The sequence below is a fragment of the Cohnella laeviribosi DSM 21336 genome (genome assembly GCF_000378425.1).
GTDB classification, from domain to species: domain Bacteria; phylum Bacillota; class Bacilli; order Paenibacillales; family Paenibacillaceae; genus Cohnella; species Cohnella laeviribosi.
Map to the genome: position 1 here is coordinate 212458 of NZ_KB899808.1, position 21886 is coordinate 234343.

A 21886-nucleotide genomic window follows, 5' to 3' on the forward strand; every position below is an offset into this window, starting at 1 on the left:
CCGTCAATCGTACGGTCCGTCCGTCGTTTCCGACCGGTCCATCCAACGCAGCAGGATATCCAGAACGATCCAAAGCGGCACCGGTTCGTCCAGCCGCTCCAGCCATTTGGGGTCGTCGATCAATCCGGCTTCCTTCGCCATCCGTCCGATCATCCGTTTTTTTTCATCCGCCGAATTCATAGGCTTATTCTCTCCAGCCTTCAAAATGTCCGAATGTTCCGCAAACTCTATCCCCAGTGTATGTCGGGCGTTGTCGCAGCGTACCTCATCCTCTCGATTTAGGTCGTAAATATTTAACTTCATTAAACTATCTTTCGACATTCGCAACCCGTATAATATAAAGAGAAGGCATGGTTCGGGAAAAGGAGGGAGAGGGGATGGAAATCGAGGTGGAATTTGTAAAAAGCTGGTTGAAGCTTTCGAAGGACTGGCACACCCAGATGGAAGCGGAGTTGGCGCCGGGGCTTACGGCAGGACAACTGCAGGTGCTGGAGCTGCTGCAGGCGTTCGAGCCGATGAAGCCGTCGGAGCTGATTCCGCACCTGGAGACGACACCTGCGGCGGTCACCACTCTGCTCGACCGGATGGAGCGCAACGGGCTTGTGAAGCGCGTCCGCGACGCGCAGGACCGGCGGATTGTCTGGGTCAGCATGACGGATACGGGACGGGCGGAGGTCGAGCGGGGGCTGAAAATCCGCAGCGAGATCGTCGGCCGTTCGCTGGAACGGCTGTCGGCGCATAACCGCCAACTGCTGGTCTACCTGATCGGGAAAGTGGCGGGAACAAGAGAGTCGCCGGCGGACCGCAGCGGAGGGGCGGAGAAAGACGCTGCGGACGGCGAAGGGGCCGCGGAAGCGGACGTTCCGGAGCGAAGAAGCGCGACGGCTTAGGCGTTGCGGACATAGCGAAGCCGGCTGCGGTTGGGAGCCGGATCGCGGGAAGCCGCGGCAGGAGAGCCGGAACGAAAGGCGAAAGAGGACAAGAAAAGAGCAAAGAGCCGGCCGAAAGAGGCCGGCAAGCAGGCGGCGGGTGAATGGACCGCATGATGGCCCGAGTGGATGGGCCGAACGGATAAGCCGATTGTTGAGTTGTTGAGCTGACTGATGAGCTGATTGATGGGCCGGGCAATAGACCGAGTGATGATCGGGTGTATGGAGACGGGACCGTCCGAACGGAGGGTCAAGGCGGCGATAACGAAGTCAAGTGCCGGTCGATGCCTTTGAGCAGCTTTTCCATCTCCGCGTATTCCGCGGCGGTCCATCGTTTCGAATCGCGCGCGGCAAGCGTTTGCGGCAGGGGGACGATCGTATAGGTTTTAAAGCGGTTCTGCTTGCGGATCAGCACCCATGTCGGCGTGGCCGACACTTTATCGACCGTCGTGACGGTTTTTCCTCCCGCCGCGCTTTTGCGCAACCGGATTTGCATGATGACGCCGACGTCTTTCCAGTCGCCGGTTTGATTGGAAATAAAGTTGCCCATCGAGTACACGATCAGCCCGCGCCTTGTTCCTCCGGCCCGCGTCGGGTCGGGAACCTCGATCGTTTCATAGGGCTGCACGACGTGCGGATGCGAGCCCAGCACGATGTCGGCGCCGCTCTCGATGACCGCACGGGCGATGAAGCGCTGCTCCGCGTTCGGCTGGCGCTCGTACTCCGTGCCGAAGTGGAGCGACACCGACACCGCATCCGCGCCCTCTTCGCGCAGGCGCTTGATGTCTGCGGCAATGGCCGGCAGCGAAATCAAATTGACCGCATAAGGCTTATCCTTGGGAACGGCAATCCCGTTCGTTCCGTACGTGTAGGCGAGAAAGCCGAGCCGGATGCCGCGGCGTTCGACGATGACGGTCTGCTTGGCCTGCCAGGCGGATGCGGCCGTTCCGACCGGAATGAGCCCGGCATCGCGGACGTTCCCGAGCGTCCTGGCCAGGCCGACGAAGCCGCGGTCCAGCGTGTGGTTGTTGGCGGTCGTCACGATGTCGAAGCCGGCGTCGGCCAAGGCGGTCGCAAGCTCTGCCGGAGCGTTGAACCGGGGATAGCCGGAATATTTCAAATCGCCGCCGGCCAGCGGCGTCTCCAAGTTGCCGACGACCCAGTCTCCGGCGGAGAAGAGCGGCTTTACTTCGCGGAACCAGGGCGTAAAATCGTACGTTTTCGTCGAAGCGTTGTAATAGCCGGGCAATTGGGGCGCGTGCACCATAATGTCTCCGACGGCCATCAAAGTCGCTTCCGACGTTTCGGAAGCTTCTTCGCGCTGAGCGGCATCCGGGTTCGCTTCGCCCGTCTCGCCTCGGGAGGCGGATTCGTCCGTTGCCGCGTTGTCCGCTGCCGTATTTTCCGTTACCGTGTTACCCGCTGTCGTATGGCCTGTTGCCGAGTTACCCGCTGCCGAATTGCCCGTTGCTGTATTGCCCGTTGCCGGCTGTCCGGTCCCGAGATCCCCGGATGCCTGCGCTTCGTTCGCCGGACGTTCCCGTGCGCCGGCGGCCGCCGCGCCTTCCGCGGAAGGCGGCTGGGAAGCGGAGACGGCTGTGGGCGCGGCGGACCGGGCGGGCAGGGGCGGTTCCCCCGTGCAGGCGGCCAATGCCAACACCAAGGCGAGCGCGGCCAAAAGCCGCGCCAAACTTCTTCGCATCGAATGCGCCCCTCTCCCCTGGACGGATCGTTTGGCAGGCGCGCGCCCAAAGCGCTGCAGGAAGCGCCCGGCGCGCAGCGGCAGTGCCTTTTATTCTTCGCTTTCCCAACGGCCGTAAATCCCGCACGGCAGCGTTAGCCCGCTGCTGGACGCCGGGAGGCCGATTTCTCCGCAGTCCAGCTTGCCGCCGTATTTGCTGCCGATGGCCATATGCAAAAGATTATGCAGAACCGTTGGCGACAATCCCGTCGTATACGAGTTGATCAGCACGAAAAGGGGACGGTCCGACAAAATCGCGCGGCATGAATACAGGAAAGGATACAGGCTGTCCTCCAGCTTCCACATTTCCCCGTTCGGTCCCCGCCCGTAGGAAGGAGGGTCCATAATGATCGCCTCGTATTTCCGCCCGCGGCGTTCCTCGCGCTGCACGAATTTGAACACGTCGTCCGTAATGTAGCGGATCGGGGCTTGGCCCAAACCGGACAGCTGCGCGTTTTCCTTCGCCCATTGGACCATACCCTTCGCCGCGTCCACGTGGCAAACTTCCGCGCCTGCGGCGGCCGCGGCGACGGTGGCGCCGCCGGTGTAGGCGAACAGGTTCAGCACCCGGATCGGGCGGCCTGCCGTCGAGATCCGCTTCATGATCCAGTCCCAATTGACGGCCTGCTCCGGGAACAACCCGGTATGCTTGAAGTTTGTCGGACGGATATAGAATTTGAGCGGTCCGTAACCGATCGTCCATCTTTCCGGCAACTGCTTGCGGAATTGCCATCGTCCGCCGCCGGACGAACTGCGGAAATAATGTCCGTCCGCGTTGCGCCACTGCTCCGTTTCGTTGGCCAAAGGCCAGATGATTTGGGGGTCCGGACGGCGCAGCACGAAGCTGCCCCAACGTTCCAGTTTTTCCCCGCCGCCCATATCGAGCAGCTCGTAATCCTGCCAATTGCTTGCTATCCGCATTTTCTGTTTACTTCCTTTTCTTTGTCGATTGTGCGTTTCCGTTTTCATTCTGCTTTTCCGTTTTAATTATGCGTTTCCGTCGATTGGGAGATCCGCCGCTTATGCGTTTCCGCTGTTAAACCGGTATCCGAAGCCCCGAACCGTCTGGATGAAAACGGGGTTGGACGGGTCGGTTTCGATTTTTTTGCGCAGGTTGCTGATGTGGACCATCAGCGTCCGCGTATCGCCGATGCTGTCGGTGTGCCAGACGAGCCGATAAAGTTCGTCCAGCGGGAACACGCGGTCCGGTTGGCGCGCAAGCACCGTCAGCAGCTCGAATTCCTTGACCGAAAGGGGAATCAGCTCCTCTCCGCGCCGGACTTCGAGCCGATTCAAATCGATCTTCAAATCCCCGAAGGCCATCGTCCGGGGCGCCGGATCCGCCGGCTGCTCGCGCATTCTCCTGCGGCGAATGTGGGCCTTCACGCGCGCGACCAGCTGGCTCGGGCTGAACGGCTTCGTCACATAGTCGTCGCCGCCCTCGGACAAGCCGCGCACGATGTCGGCGTCCTCGCTTTTGCAGCTCAGGAACAGGATCGGCACATGCGCGCACGGACCGCCTCTTAGCGTCCGGCACACCTCGATGCCGTCGGACGCTCCGAGCGAGACGTCCAATATGATCAAATCCGGAAGGATCGCTTCCGCAATCCGTATCGCATCGTTGCCGTTATCCGCCGCATGAACGACGTAACCTTCCCTCTCCAAATAAAGCGAAATGAGTTCGGTAATCTCTGGCTCGTCGTCGACGACCAGGATTTCGGCGCTGGGCCTGTTCACTTGTTTCTCCTCCATCCGCTCTGCCTTAAGGGCGACAATACGAAATTAATTATACTGAAAGCGTTGACGGAGAATCAATGCGCGTTTACCATGAGTGAAGCTGGAGATATTTCGGGAGAGAGAACGATGAACGGCTTAAGCGCAAAGGTCTTGCGATCGGGAAGTGCGGTCGTTTTTTTTCTAATCGCGTTGACGGCTTTGCTCTTTGCGTCAGGGTGGGACCATGACCGGAGCTCGGGCGTGCCCCGGGCCGAAAATGGCATACTGGACTTGACGGACTGGGATTTCGAACAGGATGGCGTGCTGCCGCTCAACGGGCAGTGGGAATTCGTCTGGCAGCCCGAAGGGGGAGCGGCGGCGCATTCGTATATGACGGTTCCGGCGACATGGGGAGGCGCCGAACTGGCCAATGGCCTGAAGCTTCGCGATCAGGGCAAAGGCGTTTACCGGCTCACGATTCTGCACCGGCCGGTTGAAGACATGCTGGCGATCCGGTTGCCGAACATCTCGACCTCGATGCGTCTGTTCGTCGACGGAAAGCCGCTGCTATCCCGGGGGCAGCCCGGCTCGGATAAGGCATCGACCGTGCCGTACCAGCTTCCTGCGACGGTGTATTTCGGCTGTGAAAATGAGCGGACCGAGCTGACGCTGGAAGTGGCCAATTTCCATCACCGCACGGGGGGCATCCGCAGCGAGCTTGCCATGGGAACGGCCGAGCAGATCCACCGCCTGGAGTTCAAGCAAACCGCCCAGGAATGGATCGTGTTCGGCTGCCTGGTCATGATCGGCTTGTACCATCTCGGCTTGTTCGCGCTGCGGCGCCGGGAGACGGCCAATCTGTTTTTCGGGCTGCTGTGCCTGTTCGTGGCGTGCCGGATGGGCGTGATCGGTTCCGGCCTGTTCATGGAGATGCACGCCGGCCTGACATGGACGCTGGCCGCTAGGCTGGAGTATACCGCTTTTATTCTGAGCGGCTTGTTCGGCTTCTTATATTATCAGCGCATGTATCCGCAGGAAATTTCCCGCGGCTTGAGCCGGCTGGCGGTCGCCGCTGGGCTTGGGCTGACGGCGCTGACGTGGCTGCTGCCGGTTCTGCAGGCGAGTTCGGTCGTCTGGCTGTATCAGGCCTATGTCGTTTTGCTCAGTCTCGCCACGATCGCCGCGCTCGTCGCAGCCGCCAGCCGGAAGCGGGAGGGCGCTTGGCTGTCCCTGATCGGCGTAGCCGGTTTGGTCGCCACGATCCTGAACGACATTCTGATTTACAACGGCTGGCTTCGGTCGTTCGATCTGGTCGCGTTCGGGCTGCTGTTCCTCGTAATGATGAACTCGTTCGGCATTTCGCTGCGCCTGTCCCGAACCTACGAACGGGCCGAGCAAATGTCCGTGGAGCTTCGGGAGTGGAATAACCGCCTCGAAGAGCGCATAGCCGAGCGAACGGAGCAGCTCCGGCGCTCGTACCGGGATTTGGAACGGATGGAACAGTCGCGCAGGCATCTGATCAGCAACATCTCGCACGACCTCAAGACCCCGATCACGCTGCTGCAGGGCTATCTCGAAGCGCTGCGGGACGGCATTATCGCCGATGAAGAGCAGAAGAACAAAATCATCCGGTCGATGCTGAACAAGGTCGAAGGGCTGAACAACTTGATTCACGACCTGTTCGAGCTGTCCATTCTGGAGGCGCGGAAGGCGCCGATGTCCTTCATGTCCGTCAAGCTGGCCAACTGGCATAAGCGGCTGACCGAAGAATACGAGCTGGAACTGAAAAACCGAGGGCTCAGGTTCCACACCTGGCTCGACACGGGCGGCGACGGAAACGCGTGGGTGCGGATCGACGAGCACCGGATGGACCGGGTGTTTTCCAACCTGATTTACAACGCCGTCCGCTACACGCCGCCGGGAGGCGAGATCGAGCTCGGCTTTCAGGTGACGGGGGACCGCAAGCAAGCGGTTCTGAGCGTGGCGGACACGGGGTGCGGCATTCCTCCGGACGATTTGCCGCATATTTTCGAGCGGTATTACCGGAACGACAAATCCCGCAAGTCCTCGGAAGCCGGCAGCGGCCTTGGATTATCCATCGCGCGCGAAATCGTCGAAATGCACGACGGCCGGATTACAGCCGAGAACAGGCCGGAAGGGGGCAGCGTATTCCGGATTTATCTTCCGCTGGGAACTTCGGACGGGGGAAATGGCGGCTTGTGAGCTTCACGTCCTCGTTTCCCGCGCCTTTCCGGATGTTTGGGGCCGCTTCCGCCAATAATGGATGAGAATCGGATTCCTTCTTCGATTCATCGTTTGAAATCGTATCGTGTCATAGGGACGAAAGCGGCTTGCCTGGAGATTCGCGAAAAAGGACCCGGCGCTGCGATCCACCAAGCGCATATTTGAACACGGGAGGCTTAACCTTATGAAATCCGACAACCTGACGCTGCACACGGACAAGTATCAAATCAACATGATGTACGCGCATTGGCGCAACGGCTCGCATCGGAACCGCGCCGTGTTCGAGGCTTATTTCCGCAAGCTTCCCTTCGGCAACGGATTTGCGGTGTTCGCAGGCCTTCGGCGTATCGTCGAATATATCAACCAGCTTCGATTCAGCGATGAGATGATCGAATATTTGGCCCGGCAGGAAGAACGGTACGATCCGGAATTTCTCGAGCTGCTGCGGACGTTTCGCTTTACCGGCAGCCTATGGTCGGCGGAGGAAGGAACGGTCGTGTTCGCGAACGAGCCGCTGGTCCGGGTGGAAGCGACCGTATTCGAAGCGCATCTGCTTGAGACGGCCTTGCTTAATTTCCTGAACTACCAGACGCTTATCGCGACGAAAGCGGCCCGCATCCGGCTGGTCGCGCCGAACGAAACGCTGATGGAATTCGGCACCCGCAGAGCCCAGGAGGCCGATGCCGCGATTTGGGGCGCGAGAGCCGCCTATATCGCCGGCTTCGACGCCACGAGCAACCTGCTCGCGGGCATGATGTTCGGCATTCCGACATCGGGTACGCATGCGCATGCCTGGGTGCAGCAGCACGATTCGGAGCAGGAAGCGTTCGACAAATTCGCGGCGGCGCTGCCGGATCAGGTGACGCTGCTGGTCGATACGTACGACACGTTGAAAAGCGGCGTGCCGAACGCCATCCGGACGGCCAAGCGGATGGAGGCCGAAGGGAAGCGGATGCGCGCAATCCGTCTGGACAGCGGCGATTTGGCGTATCTTTCGAAGATGGCCCGCAAAATGCTCGATGACGCCGGCTTGCCTTATGTCCAAATCGTGGCGTCAAACGACCTGGACGAAAATATCATCGTCGAGCTGAAGGCTCAGGGGGCCAGAATCGACGGCTGGGGGATCGGAACCCAGCTGATCACCGCAGCCGACCAGCCGTCGCTTGGCGGCGTCTACAAGCTGGTCGCGCGGGAGCGGGGCGGACAGTGGGAGCCGGTCATCAAAATTTCCGGCAACCCCGAGAAGGTATCGACGCCGGGAATCAAAGACGTGTACCGGATCATCGACCGAAGCACCGGGAAGGCGCTGGCCGATTACGTGGCGCTGGCCGAGGAGACGGACGTCCGCGAAGGCAAAAGGCTGGAGCTGTTCGATCCGGTGCATCCCTACCTGCACCAGTTTGTCGAGGAGTATGACGCGATGCCGCTGCTCAAGCCCGTATTTGCGAACGGGGAGCAGGTATACGAGCTCCCTTCGCTGGAGACGATCCGGGAGCATCATCGGGAGCAGCTCAAGCTGTTCTGGCCGGAGACGCTGCGCAAGCTCAATCCGCATCCATACGCCGTCGACCTCAGCCCGAAGGCCTGGAGCGGGAAAATGGATTTGATACGCAAATACAAAAAATAAACGAAAGAACCTTCGCGACCCGCCGAATGTGCGGATGACGAAGGTTTTTTCGTTTCCGAATCTTGGACCGTTTTCCGGCAAACGCGCTTCACGAGCTTGCGAAACGGCCCTTTAGCCGCTTAACCCGAACGCTTCCGCGACGAGGCGGTAGGAACGGAGGCGGGCTTCGAAGCTGTGCGTCATGGTCACGATCAGAAATTCGTCGACGCCGAGCCGCTCGCTCATGCCGAGCAGCTTGCTTCGCACCGTCTCCGGAGAACCGATGATGCGGTTTTCGCGAATGGCGCGAATGCGCTCGCGATCGTAATCGGTGTACGGATATTTCGTCGAGAACTCGACGGAAGGGAAGGCGGAAAGCAGCTTTCCCTGCTCCAGCGAAAGAAAGAACAGGTCCGAGCCGGTCGCGAGCCGGTCGGCCTCTTCATCGGTATCGGCGCAAATGACCAGAACCGCGGCAAGCGCCTTCGGCTTTTGGTTGAGCATGGAAGGCTTGAAATAGTCGCGGTACATCCTTAAGGACACTTCGCTTCCCGGCACGCCGAAAAACTGGGCGTACGCGTACGCGGTTCCCTTGGCGGCCGCGATTTGCGCGCTGCCGTAGCTGGAGCCGAGCAGCCACAGCTCGGGCGCCGTCGGCACCGTGGGGGCGGCGAGCAATCCGGCAAACCGGTGGTCCCGCGGCAAGGTCTCGTGCAAGTATGCGGTCAGATCATCCACCTGCTCCGGATAGTTGTCCATATCCATCCGCTTCCCTTCCTGGAGCGCGCGGGTCGAAAGCGGCATGCCGCCGGGGGCGCGGCCGATGCCGAGGTCGATGCGTCCGGGGTGAAGCGCTTCGAGCAGGCGGAAGTTTTCGGCGACTTTGTAGGCGCTGTAATGAGTGAGCATGACGCCGCCGGAGCCGACCTTGATTTTTTCCGTCTTTGCCGCCACGTGGGCGATCAGCACTTCGGGACTGGACGAGGCCAGCGCCTTCATCGAATGGTGTTCCGTCACCCAAAACCGGCTGTAGCCGAGCCGTTCTGCTTCCTGGGCGAGCAAGGTGGTTTCGGCCAGCGTCTGCGAAGCGTCCCGCCCCTGGCTGATATGCGTCTGGTCCAGCACCCCGAGCTTTAACGCCATGTTATCGCCACCTCGTTATAAGTTTGATGATTATCGAACATTCGTCGTACTTCATTGTAGAGACAAATGGTTGCAGTGTCAAACCGGATGGACGTCCTTGCTGAGGGAGGTCGCGCAAAGCTTCCCGTCACGGTCCCAAATCGGCCGGCCTTTCCCGGTTATTTTTCCCACTCCACCTTCCGGTAAGCTTTCAGCGAACCTTTCAGTCAACTTTTCAGCAAAACGGCTGCGCGCCTATATTGGAAAAATCCAACCAAATTCGCCGTTCAGGCGCCGGAAGCCGGTCTATGTTGGATATACCGACGAAGACGGTTCGGAAGCCATCCCGGATACGGACTTCCAATCACAAACAACCAATAGGGAATGTCAACGGGTCAGTCGTTCGCGGAAAAAACGGCCCGGACGGTTCGCTGCGGAACCGCGGGCCGTTCGGTTATGCGCGTTCGGACCTCGCCAGGTCGATTCGCCGTTCAAATAACGGTAAAACGGGGCATCGGCCCAGAAATCGTAACGGATGACATCCACCGTCGGGTCGATCTGCTTGAAGCCGTTTGCGACGTCGGCCGATTTTTCCTTCAAGGAGAACGATTGGGCGTAATAATAACCTTTTTGGATTTTGTTGTTGGCAATAAGCCGGTAATCCGTCAATTCGGTCATAGAGTAGTAGAGCGGCTGCCACCAGGAGCGCTGCGATCAGACCAGCGAGAGCGAGTCGATAAAGTTTGCGTCGAAGCGGCTGTCCTTCAGGTTGTACCCGGTGACGAGATTCCGCTCCAGCGCTTCGTCCACAACCGCTTGCAGCTTTGATATGTAGGAATTGAGTGGATCGTATCACCGTTACCGGCGCGTGTCAATGCGGGTCCTTCTTGTTAATCCGCAAAAAATCTGGGACAATAAGAGCCGGAACGCTGCGTGCAAATGCGATGAAAAGAGGCTTGAACATGAAGAAGGATTCCATTTACGGATTGACATACGAACAATTGGCGGCATGGCTGTCGGACAACGGGCACAAGCGGCACCGGGCTTCCCAGGTGTGGGATTGGCTGTACCGGAAGCGGGTGACGGATTTTGCCGATATGACCGATGTCCATCCGGACTGCATCCGGCTGCTGCAAGAGCATTTCGCCATCTTGACCGCAAGCGAACATACGCGGCAGCAGTCGGCGGACGGGACGGTCAAGTTTCTGTTTCGGCTGAACGACGGCAACTTGATCGAAACCGTGCTGATGCGCCATAAATTCGGCCTGTCGGTTTGCGTGACGACCCAGGTGGGCTGCAACATCGGATGCAGTTTTTGCGCCAGCGGCCTGCTTGCCAAAAGCCGCGATTTGACCGCCGGCGAAATCGTGGAGCAAATCATGAACGTGCAGCTGTACCTGGACCGTGCCGGACAGGGGGAACGGGTCACCCATGTCGTGGTGATGGGGATCGGCGAGCCGTTCGACAATTTTCAAAACATGGCCGATTTCGTGCGCATCATCAAAGACCACAAGGGGCTTGCCATCGGGCCGAGGCATATTACGGTTTCGACGAGCGGGCTTGCCGACAAAATCGTCGAATTCGCCGACAGCGACTTGCAGGTCAATCTGGCGGTTTCGCTGCATGCGCCCAACAACGAGCTTAGGACGCGCATTATGAAAATCAACCGCGCCATCCCGATCGAGAAATTGATGCAGGCTATCGACTACTATTTGGAGCGCTCGAAACGGAGAGTGACGCTGGAGTATATTTTGCTGAAGGACGTCAACGACCGCAAGGAGCATGCCGCCGAGCTGGCGGACCTGATCGGGCACCGCATCCGGCAGGTGACGGTGAACCTCATCCCTTACAATCCCGTCGACGAGCACAGCCAGTATCAGCGGAGCGAGCCGGAGTCGATCCGGGCGTTTTTCGACGTTTTGAAAAAGCGCGGCATCAACTGCACCGTCCGCATCGAACACGGAACGGACATCGATGCCGCCTGCGGCCAGCTGCGAAGCAAGCAGATCCGCGGCGGCGCCGACCGGGACCGGCTGGTCGTCGGGTGATGCAACCTTTTGCCGGACACGGCATCGGCGTCTCGGTTTCGGCCGGCGCGAAAAAACCGGGGGACCGGGTTGACGCTTCGATTCACGTCATCGAACCGGCCAAAGCGCGGGATATTCTGACCCGCACGATTCGCTGCAAGTTGACGGAGCGGAAACGGGACGGCGCCTATCTCCGGACGGTCGCGGAAAGCACCGAGCGGCTGACCGACCTGAACAGCTACTCCAGCTTCAGCACAGCTCCCGGAGAAGGAGGGAGCCTGGTACTACCTGACCGCCGAAATTTTGAGCGGGGAGCAGGTGGAGGATACCGCGCTGGGCGCGCTCGAAGTGCCGGTTCAGGAAGTCAAAGCCGAGCTTACGCTTGACCGGCCCGCATACCCGGGCAGCGGCGATATCGTCGTCACGCTGCGCAACAATGGGCCGACGACGCTATTCTACGGTCTGGACTACCGCCTCGAGCACCGGGATGGCGACATTTGGACCCCCGTTCCGATGGAAGAGAACGCGGCCGTTCCGGCCATCGGCATTGAGCTCAAGGCGGGGGGCGCTTGGAAGCAGAAGATCCGGGTAACGGATTTGCCGTCCGGCGAATACCGCATCGCCAAGGACGTCGAAGGGAAAGGCACATTGATCCGAAAGACGCTGACGGCCGGATTTCGGGTGGAGCCGCAAGAGACGGCCAAGTAGAACCGGACACGGCTTCCGCCGCCGAGGCCGCCCAGAAGCCCTGCGCATTGGCAGGGCTTTTATTTGTCGCGCGGGGATCGAGTCCGGGGTCGGACTCGGACTGCGGCATCTGATCACGATCAAAACAAAATTCCAAAATGACAAATAAATTTCAAAATTAAATTTTAGTAAGTTTCGTGAAATTGCCAGTTTTTATCTATTTTTGTCTTGTGTTTTCAGAAAAATGCGCTTAATATTAAATTGAATTTTGTTAGGTGTAGCTTATTTTTGCGGCGGAAATTTAGGATGTTTAGCCAGTATACTTTATGGGCGAGTAGGGGAAACGCATGGCGATCAACGACAACGTTTTAATCAAAATACGGGACATGAAGGACAGCCTGACCCCGGTGGAGAGAAGGGTGGCGGACTATATCCTCGCCAATGTGGAGGAAATTCCGCATCTTTCCGTCAAAAGCCTCGCCCAGCTCAGCAAGACGAGCGACGCCTCCGTGCTCCGCTTTTGCAAAACGATGGGGTACAGCGGCTACCGCAGTTTTATCGTCAGCATATCGGCTTCGCTGGGGTCGATGGAGGACGAGCAGAAGGACCAGTACACCGATATTCAGCCGGGCGACGATCTGTCCGTCATCATCTCCAATATTTCGCGCAACAACTGCAAATCGATCGAAGACACCTTGAGCGTCATCGACCGCAATGAAGTCGCCCGCGCCGTCGAAGCGCTGCGTACGTGCAACCGCATCGTGCTGTTCGGCATCGGCGCTTCCGGTCTTGTGTGCAAGGATGCCGAACAGAAGTTTTCCCGCATCAACAAAATCTGCCACGCCTATACCGACGGGCACAGCCAGCTGACGGCCGCCACGCTGATGGGGAAAGGCGACGTGGCGATCTTCGTCTCCAACTCCGGAAGCACGGCGGATATTCTCGACGCGCTGGACATCGTCAAGAAGAACGGCGCCAAGACGATCGCCATCACCAAGTACAACAAGAGCGAGCTGGCGGAAAAATCGCAGATCGTGTTGAGCATATCGACGCCGGAGCTGACGTTCCGCAGCGGGGCGATGGGATCGCGCATCGCGATGCTCACCGTCATCGACATGCTGTTCGCGGGCGTCGCCAGCGCGGAATACCAGAAGGTCAAACGCTATTTGACCAAGACGCACAACATTCTGGCAAGCAAGCATCGCAAATAAAATCAGGCCAGTCGGCTAACGCCGGCCCGGAAGAGGGCCGGCTTTTTTGCGTTTTTCTTCGGATTGCCGGCGCCGGAATTCATGAATAATATTACAAAAATAAATTTTAAACTAAAATTTTATTTCAGAAAGTATTGACGGAACCATTTTCTCCCTTTAATATTAACCTAACTAACGAGATGGAGATAAGCAAAAGCCGGCAAGCGGACCGGCACATCTTTCGAGGGCAGGAGAGAAGGAACCGACATGAACGAATATCTTGCGGGACTGATCACGGAGGAAATCAATCCGGATACGCAAATGATCGACGAATGCTCGACAGAGGAAATGCTTCGGCTCCTCAACCGGGAGGACGCCAAGGTTCCCGCCGCCGTGGCTGCCGAAATTCCGCAAATTGTGAAAGCGGTTGATATTCTTCACCGTCTTCTGAAGAACGGAGGAAGAATGATCTATATAGGAGCTGGCACTTCGGGGAGGCTAGGCGTTCTGGACGCATCCGAGTGCCCGCCCACCTTCGGCGTGGACCCGTCGCTTGTGCAGGGGCATATCGCCGGAGGGGACATGGCTTTACGAGTAGCCGTCGAAGGCTGCGAAGACGATGCAGAGGAGGGGATCGCGTTAATCGAGCGGTGCGGGGTGACGGACAAGGACGCCGTGATCGGCATTTCCGCGAGCGGCAGCGCCGCGTTTGTCATCGCCGGCCTGAAGAGGGCGGCCGAGCTGGGAGCGGCGACGATCGGCGTCGTAAACAATAAAAATTCGAAATTATCAGAAGTTTGCGACGTTTGTATCGCTCCCGTCGTCGGGCCGGAAGTGATCATGGGCTCGACCCGCTTGAAAGCCGGCACCGCGACCAAGCTTGTGCTCAACATGCTCACGACTTGCACGATGGTGAAGCTGGGCAAGACGTACAACAATCTGATGGTCGATTTGAAGGCAAGCAACAAGAAGCTGTATGACCGGTCCATACGCATTATTAAGGCCGCGACCGGCGCAGACGCCGAAACGGCGACCGAATTTTTGCACAAGGCTTCGATGAATTGCAAGCTGGCAATCTTGATGATCAAAACCGGGTTGGGAGCGGAAGAAGCCGAACAGGCTCTGCTCAAGTGCGACGGCAATCTGAAAGCGGCCATACGTACATACACGACAGTCGTTTAAGCCCGCCGCTTCCGCCCGCAAGTCCAAATCGAATGGATAACCAAAGGGGAGGACGATTGGAATGGCAAGAAAGTTTCGCGTATTAGCATCGGTATTGGCTTTATCCGTATCGCTGTCGGCGCTGGCGGCGTGTTCGTCTAAAGGCGGCGACGCTTCTTCGAGCCCTTCCGGCACGGCAAGTCCGAGCGCGGGCGCGTCGGAAGCGAAAGACACCATTACCGCGCTGTTGCCGCCGGTTTCCGCGAACTATCAGAACAACTTCGAACAGATGGCGAAGGACTTTAACGCCCTGTATCCGAATCTGACGCTCAAGATCGAACCGGCCAGCTGGGAAGATATGACGCAGAAGCTGGATACGCAGGTGAACGCAGGAAGCCCGCCGGACATCGCCTTCATCGGCTCAGACGGCATTTCCAAGTACGTGCAGCAGGGCATGCTGATGGACATTACCGACGTGGCGACGCCCGACATGATCAACGATTTCGATAAGGCGCCGCTGGAATACATGAAGAAAGGCGACGGCCTCTACGGCTTCCCGGCGTATATGGAAATCCACGCGCTGGGCGGCAACAAGCAGTTCCTCGAAGAAGCCGGCATCGATTGGAAAAACGTGCAGAAAAACGGGTGGACGTACGAGGAATTCCGCGAGGCGATCAAAAAAGGCGTCGTCAAGGAAGGAGACAAAACGAAGCGCTACGGCTTCGTGTTCGCCAACGCCGGCGTGACGTCCAAGGACTATTTGAATATTCTCATCAAAAACGCGGGCATGCCGTCTGCGTTTACGCAGGACTTGAAATACGCCTATACCAGCAAAAACTATCTGGAAGTGCTGAAAGCGGTACGGCAGTTGATCGACGACGGTTCGATGCCGAAAGAGCTCAGCTCGGTCGACGCGGGCAAGCGCTGGAACATGTTCCTGACCGGGCAAACGATGATCACCGGCAAAGGCCTTGCGACGTTCGAAAACTCTGCCAACAAGAACAACGAAAAGCTCAAAGCCAATGACGGCAGCGCCGTCGAAGGCAGCATTCCGGTCGAGTACATCGTCCTGCCCGTTCCTTCGTTCCTGGGCCAGCCTCCGGTGTCCTCCCCGGCGGTCGACGGCTACGTTACATTCCGCGGCAAAAAGGAGCCGACGCCCGAGCACAAGGCGAACGTTGTCAAGGCGGCGTACTTCCTGGCCAGCGGCAAAGTGGCGGCAACGACCAACAACGAGCTGTTCGTCGCGCATATTACCAAGAGCGGCAGAGAAGCCGCGAAGAGCATGACGGTCAACCGAAATCCGGACAACGTGGCGGCTGTCGAAGTGCTTCTGTCCCATGCGGCCCCGGCCCGTCCCGACATTCCGGTCGAACTGGGCGCCAAGGCGATCAAGCTCGAGGACGAGGTCATCATTCCGAAATTCCAGGCGCTGCTTGCCAATGAAATTACCCCCGAGGACATGTACGAGGCGGTCAAGAACGCTGCGATCAAGGAATTCGGTCAGGACGGCGTCGTGCAAGATTAACGGAAGTTCACGGAGGACAGCCGCGGGTATTCCGCCGGCGGCCGTCCTCCGCGTTACGGGGAACGGGGAAAGGAGTCAGGCAATATGGCTCGGCTGTCAAAAGGCATAAAGAAGCGAAAGATCCATGAAGACGGAGCTTGGGCCTATGCGTTCATCGCGGTGGCGCTGGTGGTGTACGCGATGTTTACCGCATACCCGGTCGTCAGCGCGTTTTTGATCAGTTTCGAAGAATACAAACCTCTGGGCTCCACCTTTGTCGGCTTTGAAAATTACGCCAACACGTTCGGCGACGCGCTGTTCTGGAAAGCGATCCGAAATACGATCGTCTATACGGCGCTTACGGTGCCGGTCGCCCTTGTCATTTCCTTTGCCGTGGCGATTTTGATTTTGCCGTTCAAAAAATGGCTGCAAACCGCCTTCAAGGCGGTGTATTATTTGCCGGCCGTCGCGTCCGGCGTCGCGCTTTCCGTCGTCTGGCTGTGGATTTTCGATCCGCTGCCGTCCGGGATTCTGAACCGGATGATCGGCCTGTTCGGCATCGAAAACCAGAACTGGCTGGGCTCCAGCGCGACATCGATGTTTTCCCTCGTGCTCATGTCCTGGCTGTCCAGTCACGGAACGAGCATCATCATCTATCTGGCTGCGCTGCTCGGCATCGACAACAGCTATTACGAAGCGGCGGAGCTGGACGGAGCGTCCTTTCTGCAGAAGCTCTGGCACATCGTCATTCCGTTTCTGAAGCCGACGACCTTGTTTCTGCTTGTCACGGGCGTGATCGGCTCCTTCCAGGTGTTCCAGAACGCCTATCTGATGACGGGCGGGGGACCGGACAACGCGACGACGATGGTGGGGCTGCTGATTTTCAACAATGCCTTCAAATATTTCGAATTCGGCGAGGCGGCCGCGCAATCTCTGATTCTCGCGCTGATCATTGCCGTCATCTCGTATTTCCAATTCAAATTCCTGGGTAACGACGTAGAGTACTAAGAGGAGGGGCGAACGGCATATGGCGTTATACAAACAGCATTCCGGCAACAAGCTCGTCAAATACGTCCGGAACACCGCGATTGCGGCTGCCCTCCTCGTATTTGCGGTCGCGACGTTGTTTCCCATCTACTTCATGATCATGTCATCGTTCGGCGATCCCGTCGAGGCCGGGGCCGTCAGCTATTCGCTCTGGCCGAAAAAAATTTCCTTCGATTCTTACCGGTTTTTCTTCGATTACAGTCCTCACTCGTTCAAATGGCTGCTTAACTCGCTTATCGTGGCCGCGTCCGTCATGGTGACCAACGTCGTGTTCGCAAGTCTTGCGGGCTACGCCTTCTCGAAAATCCGCTTCAAGGGCCGGAACGTGCTGTTCTCCGTGCTTCTGTGCGCCATGATGATTCCGTATCAGGTCACGCAGGTTCCGCTGTATATTCTCGTCGTCAACATTTTTCAAATCGAAAATACGTACAGCGCCCTGATTTTGCCCGGCCTGGTGACGGTGTACAACATCTTCCTGGCCAAGCAGTTCATGGGGTCGATTCCGACCGAGATTATCGAAAGCGCCAAGGTGGAGGGCTGCAACCAGCTGCAGATCTTTACGATGGTGATTTTGCCGCTGTCCAAAACGGTGCTCGCCGTCATGGCGATTCTCACCTTCATGGACAACTGGAATACCTTCTTCTGGCCGTTTCTGGTAACCAATACGATGGAAATGCAGACGATTCAGGTCGGATTGAAAAATTTCCGTTTCGCCAATACGACGTATTTCGCGCCGATGATGGCGGGCGCCACCATCTCCGCGCTTCCGATGTTCGTTCTGTTTTTCAGCTTGCAGAAATATTTTCTCGAAGGCGTTACCGTCGGCGCGGTGAAAGGCTGAGGGTGGAAGGCGGATGAACGCTACATATAGGCAAACCAAACGCCGCTATGCCGTGGGCCTGATGTCCGGCACGTCGGTCGACGGGATCGACGCGGCCGTCGTCGAAATCATGGAAACTCCCGGCGATCGGCTCCGGGTCAGGCTGGTCGCTTTTGAAAATAGGCCGTATCCGGCCGAAGCCAGAGAAGAGATTTTCGCGCTGTTCGATCCGCGGGAGGCGACGATCGACCGGGTCGGACGCCTGAACGTCTGGCTGGGCGAGCTGTACGCCGAGGCGGCGCTTTCGGTCATCGCGGCGGCCGGACTCAAGCCCGGGGACATATCGGTCATCGGCTCCCACGGGCAAACGATCCTTCACGCCCCGGAAGTCCGGCGCGAGGGCGGCTACGAGCTGCGGTTCACCGTCCAGATCGGGGAAGGAGCGGTCATCGCCGCAAGGTGCGGCATCCCGTGCGTCACCGATTTCCGCGCGGCCGATATGGCGGCCGGCGGACAGGGCGCGCCGCTTGTTCCGTTTACGGAGTATTTGCTGTACCGGGAAGAAGAACGGACGCTGCTGCTGCAAAATATCGGCGGCATCGGCAATATGACCGTCCTGCCCGCCGGCTGCGCGCCGGACCAGGTGATTGCCTTCGATACCGGTCCGGGCAACATGCTGATTGACGGGCTCGTATCGCGGCTTTATCCGGGCAAGAACATGGATGCGGGCGGCGGAATTGCCCGAAGGGGACGCGTCGATCCAGAGCTTCTGCAATGGCTGCAACAGGAGGACTACTACCGCTTGCCGCCCCCCAAATCGACCGGCAGGGAGCTGTTCGGCTCGGCATACGTCGACAAGCTGCTTGCCGTCATGCGGGAGCGCGGCCTGTCGGCGGAGGATGCGATTGCGACCGTCACGTATTTGACGGCATGGTCGATCGGCGACGCGTACCGCCGCTTTGTCCGGTCCCGCCATCCGGCGGACGAGATGCTCGTCGGCGGAGGCGGAAGCTACAATCCGGTTCTGCTCGATTTTCTCCGGCGGGAGATGGAGCCGATGGGCGTGAACGTGCGGACGCAGGAAGAAGCCGGCCACAACAGCGACGCCAAGGAAGCCGTTGCCTTCGCTTTGCTGGCGGACCTGGCCATGGCGGGGCGTCCGGGCAATCTCCCTTCCGTTACGGGAGCGCGGCGGCCGGTTGTGCTGGGGAAAATCTCGTATTGATTCCGGAAGAAAGGAGGCGCCGCGTCATGATCGCAGCCTGGGACCGGCGATACGCCGGGGAGACGATCGCGTTGTGGAACCGGGAAGCCGTCATGGACGGGTACAAGGAGCTGACGGAGGAAAGCTTTGACCGCATTTTTTTGTCCAATCCGTATTTCGATTCCGGCAACGCTTTCGTGCTGCTGGATGCCGGCGGCAGGGTGAAGGGGTTCGCATGCGGCTGCACGGGCGACGACCTGCCGCTTGGGGATACGGCGGGTTATCTCACCTGCATCGTCCTATCAGGCGACTGCAAAAACGACGAGCACTTCGGTCGGATGCTGGAAGCGTTGGAGCGGCGTTTCCGGCAGCTCGGCAAAAAACAGGCGGAGGTGTTGTTTTTCAATCCGATGCGGCTTCCGTGGTACATTCCGGGCACGCCGGGACACGAGCATAACAATGCGCCCGGCGTTCCGGTCGACAGCGCGCTGCATCGGTTCCTGCTCGGCAACGGCTATGCGGAACGGACCCGGGAGAACGCGATGTACCTGCATTTGTCGGGCTTTGCGATTCCGGACGAGATCGCGGCCAAGGAAGCCAAGGCCGCCGCGAGCGGATACTCGGTCGGACTGTTCGATCCGGCGAAGCACAGCGGGGTAGCGGAGATGTTGGTGGGGCTGAACAATCCACTGTGGCAAAAGGAAGTCGCGTCGTGTACGGCGGAGGGCAAACCGGTGGTGGTCGCCTCGCGCGGAGGAACGGTCGTCGGATTCGCCGGCCCGGTCGTTCGTCAGGACAACGGGAGGGGCTACTTCGCCGGAATCGGGGTGCATCCCGATCACGAGGGGCACGGACTGGGGACGATTTTGTTTTTCCGGTTATGCGAAGCGTTCCGGGACATCGGAACGGAGTACATGTCGCTTTATACCGGAAGCGGGAACCCGGCCATCCGGATTTACGAGAAAGCCGGGTTCAAAACCGTCAAACAATTTGCGGTGATGCGAAAGGAGCTTGCGCGATGAGCGAGCAAAAGACCACGATTTTGGCGATCGGCGGACACGTCGGCGATATGGAGCTGACGGCGGGCGGGGTGCTGGCCAGCCATTCGCTGAAAGGCGGCCGCATCGTCACGCTGGCGCTGACGGCGGGTGAGCGCGGCGTTCCGGAAGGCCGGGAAGTCGGGGAATACCGCAAGCAGAAAGTGCGGGAGGCAAAGGCGTTCACGGACATGCTGGGCGGCGAGGCGATCGTCTTCGACGTGCCCGACGGAGAACTGCAAAATACCGAAGAAATGCGGCTTCGCGTCTGCGACGTCATTCGCCGGGTACGGCCGGACGTCATCATCACCCATTACAAGAGCAGCATGCACAAGGATCACAACACGACGCACCTCATTGTGGGCGACGCGCGCTACTATGCGGCGCTTGCGCCGCTGAAGCGGGAGCTGCCGGCCTTTTTCGCCTCCAGGCTTTACTATGCCGAGAACTGGGAGGATGCGGTCGACTATAAGCCGTACATCTACGTGGGTTTCGATCAGGAAGCGTACGACTTGTGGGTGAAGGCCGTATCCCAGCACTGGTTCGTGACCGGAAGCCAATCGTTCCCTTATTTGGAATATTACAAGCACCTGGCGCGGGTTCGCGGCATCGAAGCGCGGAAGATGTACGCCGAGACGTTTATGGTTCCGCCGGAAACGATACGCGTGCTGAAAGACGAGCTGTAGAAAAAAAGGGGTTGTCGGCATGGTTCGAAACGGGATCGATCGCATCGGGAAATACGCCCATTTGTTCAAAGGAAAACGAGTGGGCCTCATTACGGCGCCGACCGGCTTGAACGCCGATTTTGTCTCGACCATTCAGATTTTGCACGAGAACTTTAACCTGACCGCGCTGTTTTCGCCGGAGCATGGCGTGCGCGGCGATATCGAGGCGGGCGGCGAAGTCGGCACGTATACCGACCCGATAACGGGCGTACCGGTATACAGCCTGTATCGCAAAGACTCCAAGCGCATGACCCGGGACATGCTGGATGCGGTCGATGTCGTCGTGTACGACATTCAGGATGTCGGCGTCAGGTATTATACGTTCATCTATACGATGCTCTATGCGCTGGAAGATTGCGCGAAGGCCGGCAAGGCGTTTGTCGTGCTGGACCGCATCGATCCGCTGGACGGGCTGACGGTGGAAGGGAATATTTTGAAGCCGGGGTATCTGTCGTTTGTCGGCAACTATCCGCTCACGGTCCGCTACGGACTGACGGCCGGCGAGGTGGCGTTGATGGCGAACGAGCAGATGAACTGGAACGGCAAGCTGCACGTCGTTCCGTGCGAAGGCTGGGAGCGGCGGATGCTGTTTCCGGAGACGGGGCGGATCTGGGTGCATCCTTCGATGGGGATTCCCCGTTTCGAAACCGCGTTGCTTTACGCCGGAACCTGTCTGTTCGAAGGCACTAACCTGTCGGAAGGCCGGGGCACGACGTTTCCGTTCGAGATGATCGGGGCGCCGTTTATCGAGCCGCAGCGGCTTGCGGACGAAATGAACGGCCGGAAGCTGCCCGGCGTCCGGTTCCGCCCGGTTTATTTCAAACCGACGGCATCCAAGTTCCGGGGCGAGCTGTGCGGAGGCGTTCAGCTGTACGTTACGGATGCTCGCGCCGTTCGCCCGCTCGAGACGGGCATTACGCTATTGTATACGATCAAGCGCCATTATGAGCCGTTCGCCTTCTTGCCGCCTGTCAAAGAGGGTTCCAGGCCGTTTATCGACTTGCTGTGCGGAGACAGCCTGTACCGGGACGATTCCGTCGGGATGGAGGCGCTGCTGGAGCAATTCCGGGAAGAGAGCCGGCAATTCGCACGGATCAAGCGGCAGTATCATCTGTATGATTGA

General features: G+C 58.8%; 21 protein-coding genes. 15 read left to right on the plus strand and 6 right to left on the minus strand.

Annotated elements, in window-relative coordinates; all coding sequences use genetic code 11:
* Positions 1 to 3 precede the first annotated feature (3 nt).
* Positions 4 to 180, minus strand: coding sequence for a hypothetical protein (locus tag F560_RS25440; RefSeq protein ID WP_019003835.1), 177 nt, complete (start codon positions 178 to 180; stop codon positions 4 to 6).
* Positions 181 to 377: 197 nt separating this feature from the next.
* Between F560_RS25440 and F560_RS22170 the strand changes: the two genes are divergently transcribed.
* The gene (locus F560_RS22170; protein ID WP_019003836.1) at positions 378 to 890 is read left to right on the plus strand and encodes a MarR family transcriptional regulator; all 513 of its coding nucleotides are present in this window, start codon (positions 378 to 380) and stop codon (positions 888 to 890) included.
* A gap of 289 nt (positions 891 to 1179) precedes the next feature.
* On the opposite strand, the gene F560_RS22175 is transcribed toward F560_RS22170, so the two are convergent.
* The 3 genes from F560_RS22175 to F560_RS0101050 all read right to left on the minus strand — a co-directional run bounded on the left by F560_RS22175 (position 1180) and on the right by F560_RS0101050 (position 4407).
* Entirely contained in the window at positions 1180 to 2631 is a 1452-nt protein-coding gene (locus tag F560_RS22175) for a CapA family protein (protein WP_019003838.1), read from the minus strand.
* Between the two features lie 90 nt (positions 2632 to 2721).
* A complete protein-coding gene (locus F560_RS0101045; RefSeq protein ID WP_019003839.1) occupies positions 2722 to 3591 on the minus strand; it encodes a class I SAM-dependent methyltransferase in 870 nt (289 codons plus the stop codon).
* A gap of 99 nt (positions 3592 to 3690) precedes the next feature.
* Positions 3691 to 4407, minus strand: a complete 717-nt coding sequence (locus F560_RS0101050) for a response regulator transcription factor (protein WP_019003840.1) — start codon at positions 4405 to 4407, stop codon at positions 3691 to 3693.
* A gap of 126 nt (positions 4408 to 4533) precedes the next feature.
* Here F560_RS0101050 and F560_RS0101055 point away from each other — a divergent pair, with 126 nt between their 5' ends.
* Both F560_RS0101055 and F560_RS0101060 read left to right on the plus strand, forming a co-directional pair.
* Positions 4534 to 6609, plus strand: a complete 2076-nt coding sequence (locus F560_RS0101055) for a sensor histidine kinase (RefSeq protein WP_019003841.1) — start codon at positions 4534 to 4536, stop codon at positions 6607 to 6609.
* Positions 6610 to 6814: 205 nt separating this feature from the next.
* Positions 6815 to 8257 carry a nicotinate phosphoribosyltransferase gene (locus F560_RS0101060; RefSeq protein WP_019003842.1) on the plus strand — a complete coding sequence of 481 codons (1443 nt, stop codon included), beginning with the start codon at positions 6815 to 6817 and terminating at the stop codon, positions 8255 to 8257.
* Between the two features lie 111 nt (positions 8258 to 8368).
* On the opposite strand, the gene F560_RS0101065 is transcribed toward F560_RS0101060, so the two are convergent.
* On the minus strand, positions 8369 to 9379 hold the full coding sequence (locus tag F560_RS0101065; protein ID WP_019003843.1) for an LLM class flavin-dependent oxidoreductase: 1011 nt from the start codon (positions 9377 to 9379) through the stop codon (positions 8369 to 8371).
* 366 nt (positions 9380 to 9745) lie between these two features.
* Complete coding sequence (locus F560_RS0101070) at positions 9746 to 10036, minus strand: hypothetical protein (RefSeq protein WP_019003844.1); 291 nt, start codon at positions 10034 to 10036, stop codon at positions 9746 to 9748.
* Positions 10037 to 10320: 284 nt separating this feature from the next.
* Between F560_RS0101070 and rlmN the strand changes: the two genes are divergently transcribed.
* The 12 genes from rlmN (at position 10321) to F560_RS0101130 (ending at position 21886) form a co-directional block, all read left to right on the plus strand.
* Positions 10321 to 11406, plus strand: coding sequence for a dual-specificity RNA methyltransferase RlmN (gene rlmN / locus F560_RS0101080; protein WP_019003846.1), 1086 nt, complete (start codon positions 10321 to 10323; stop codon positions 11404 to 11406).
* Positions 11403 to 11771, plus strand: coding sequence for a hypothetical protein (locus F560_RS25445; protein ID WP_156828846.1), 369 nt, complete (start codon positions 11403 to 11405; stop codon positions 11769 to 11771). Before rlmN ends, F560_RS25445 begins: the two co-directional genes overlap by 4 nt.
* Entirely contained in the window at positions 11704 to 12093 is a 390-nt protein-coding gene (locus F560_RS0101085; RefSeq protein WP_156828847.1) for an immunoglobulin-like domain-containing protein, read from the plus strand. Before F560_RS25445 ends, F560_RS0101085 begins: the two co-directional genes overlap by 68 nt.
* A gap of 326 nt (positions 12094 to 12419) precedes the next feature.
* Complete coding sequence (locus F560_RS0101090; RefSeq protein ID WP_019003848.1) at positions 12420 to 13283, plus strand: MurR/RpiR family transcriptional regulator; 864 nt, start codon at positions 12420 to 12422, stop codon at positions 13281 to 13283.
* Positions 13284 to 13529: 246 nt separating this feature from the next.
* Positions 13530 to 14444, plus strand: coding sequence for an N-acetylmuramic acid 6-phosphate etherase (gene murQ / locus F560_RS0101095; RefSeq protein ID WP_019003849.1), 915 nt, complete (start codon positions 13530 to 13532; stop codon positions 14442 to 14444).
* Between the two features lie 61 nt (positions 14445 to 14505).
* Positions 14506 to 15951, plus strand: coding sequence for an ABC transporter substrate-binding protein (locus F560_RS0101100; protein WP_019003850.1), 1446 nt, complete (start codon positions 14506 to 14508; stop codon positions 15949 to 15951).
* 84 nt (positions 15952 to 16035) lie between these two features.
* Positions 16036 to 16938: a carbohydrate ABC transporter permease gene (locus F560_RS0101105; protein WP_019003851.1), complete on the plus strand. Its 903-nt coding sequence runs from the start codon at positions 16036 to 16038 to the stop codon at positions 16936 to 16938.
* Positions 16939 to 16957: 19 nt separating this feature from the next.
* Positions 16958 to 17818, plus strand: coding sequence for a carbohydrate ABC transporter permease (locus F560_RS0101110; RefSeq protein WP_019003852.1), 861 nt, complete (start codon positions 16958 to 16960; stop codon positions 17816 to 17818).
* Positions 17819 to 17831: 13 nt separating this feature from the next.
* Complete coding sequence (locus F560_RS0101115; RefSeq protein WP_019003853.1) at positions 17832 to 19022, plus strand: anhydro-N-acetylmuramic acid kinase; 1191 nt, start codon at positions 17832 to 17834, stop codon at positions 19020 to 19022.
* 26 nt (positions 19023 to 19048) lie between these two features.
* A complete protein-coding gene (locus F560_RS0101120) occupies positions 19049 to 20023 on the plus strand; it encodes a GNAT family N-acetyltransferase (protein ID WP_019003854.1) in 975 nt (324 codons plus the stop codon).
* Complete coding sequence (locus F560_RS0101125; RefSeq protein WP_019003855.1) at positions 20020 to 20724, plus strand: PIG-L deacetylase family protein; 705 nt, start codon at positions 20020 to 20022, stop codon at positions 20722 to 20724. Before F560_RS0101120 ends, F560_RS0101125 begins: the two co-directional genes overlap by 4 nt.
* 19 nt (positions 20725 to 20743) lie before the next feature.
* Positions 20744 to 21886 carry an exo-beta-N-acetylmuramidase NamZ family protein gene (locus F560_RS0101130; RefSeq protein ID WP_019003856.1) on the plus strand — a complete coding sequence of 381 codons (1143 nt, stop codon included), beginning with the start codon at positions 20744 to 20746 and terminating at the stop codon, positions 21884 to 21886.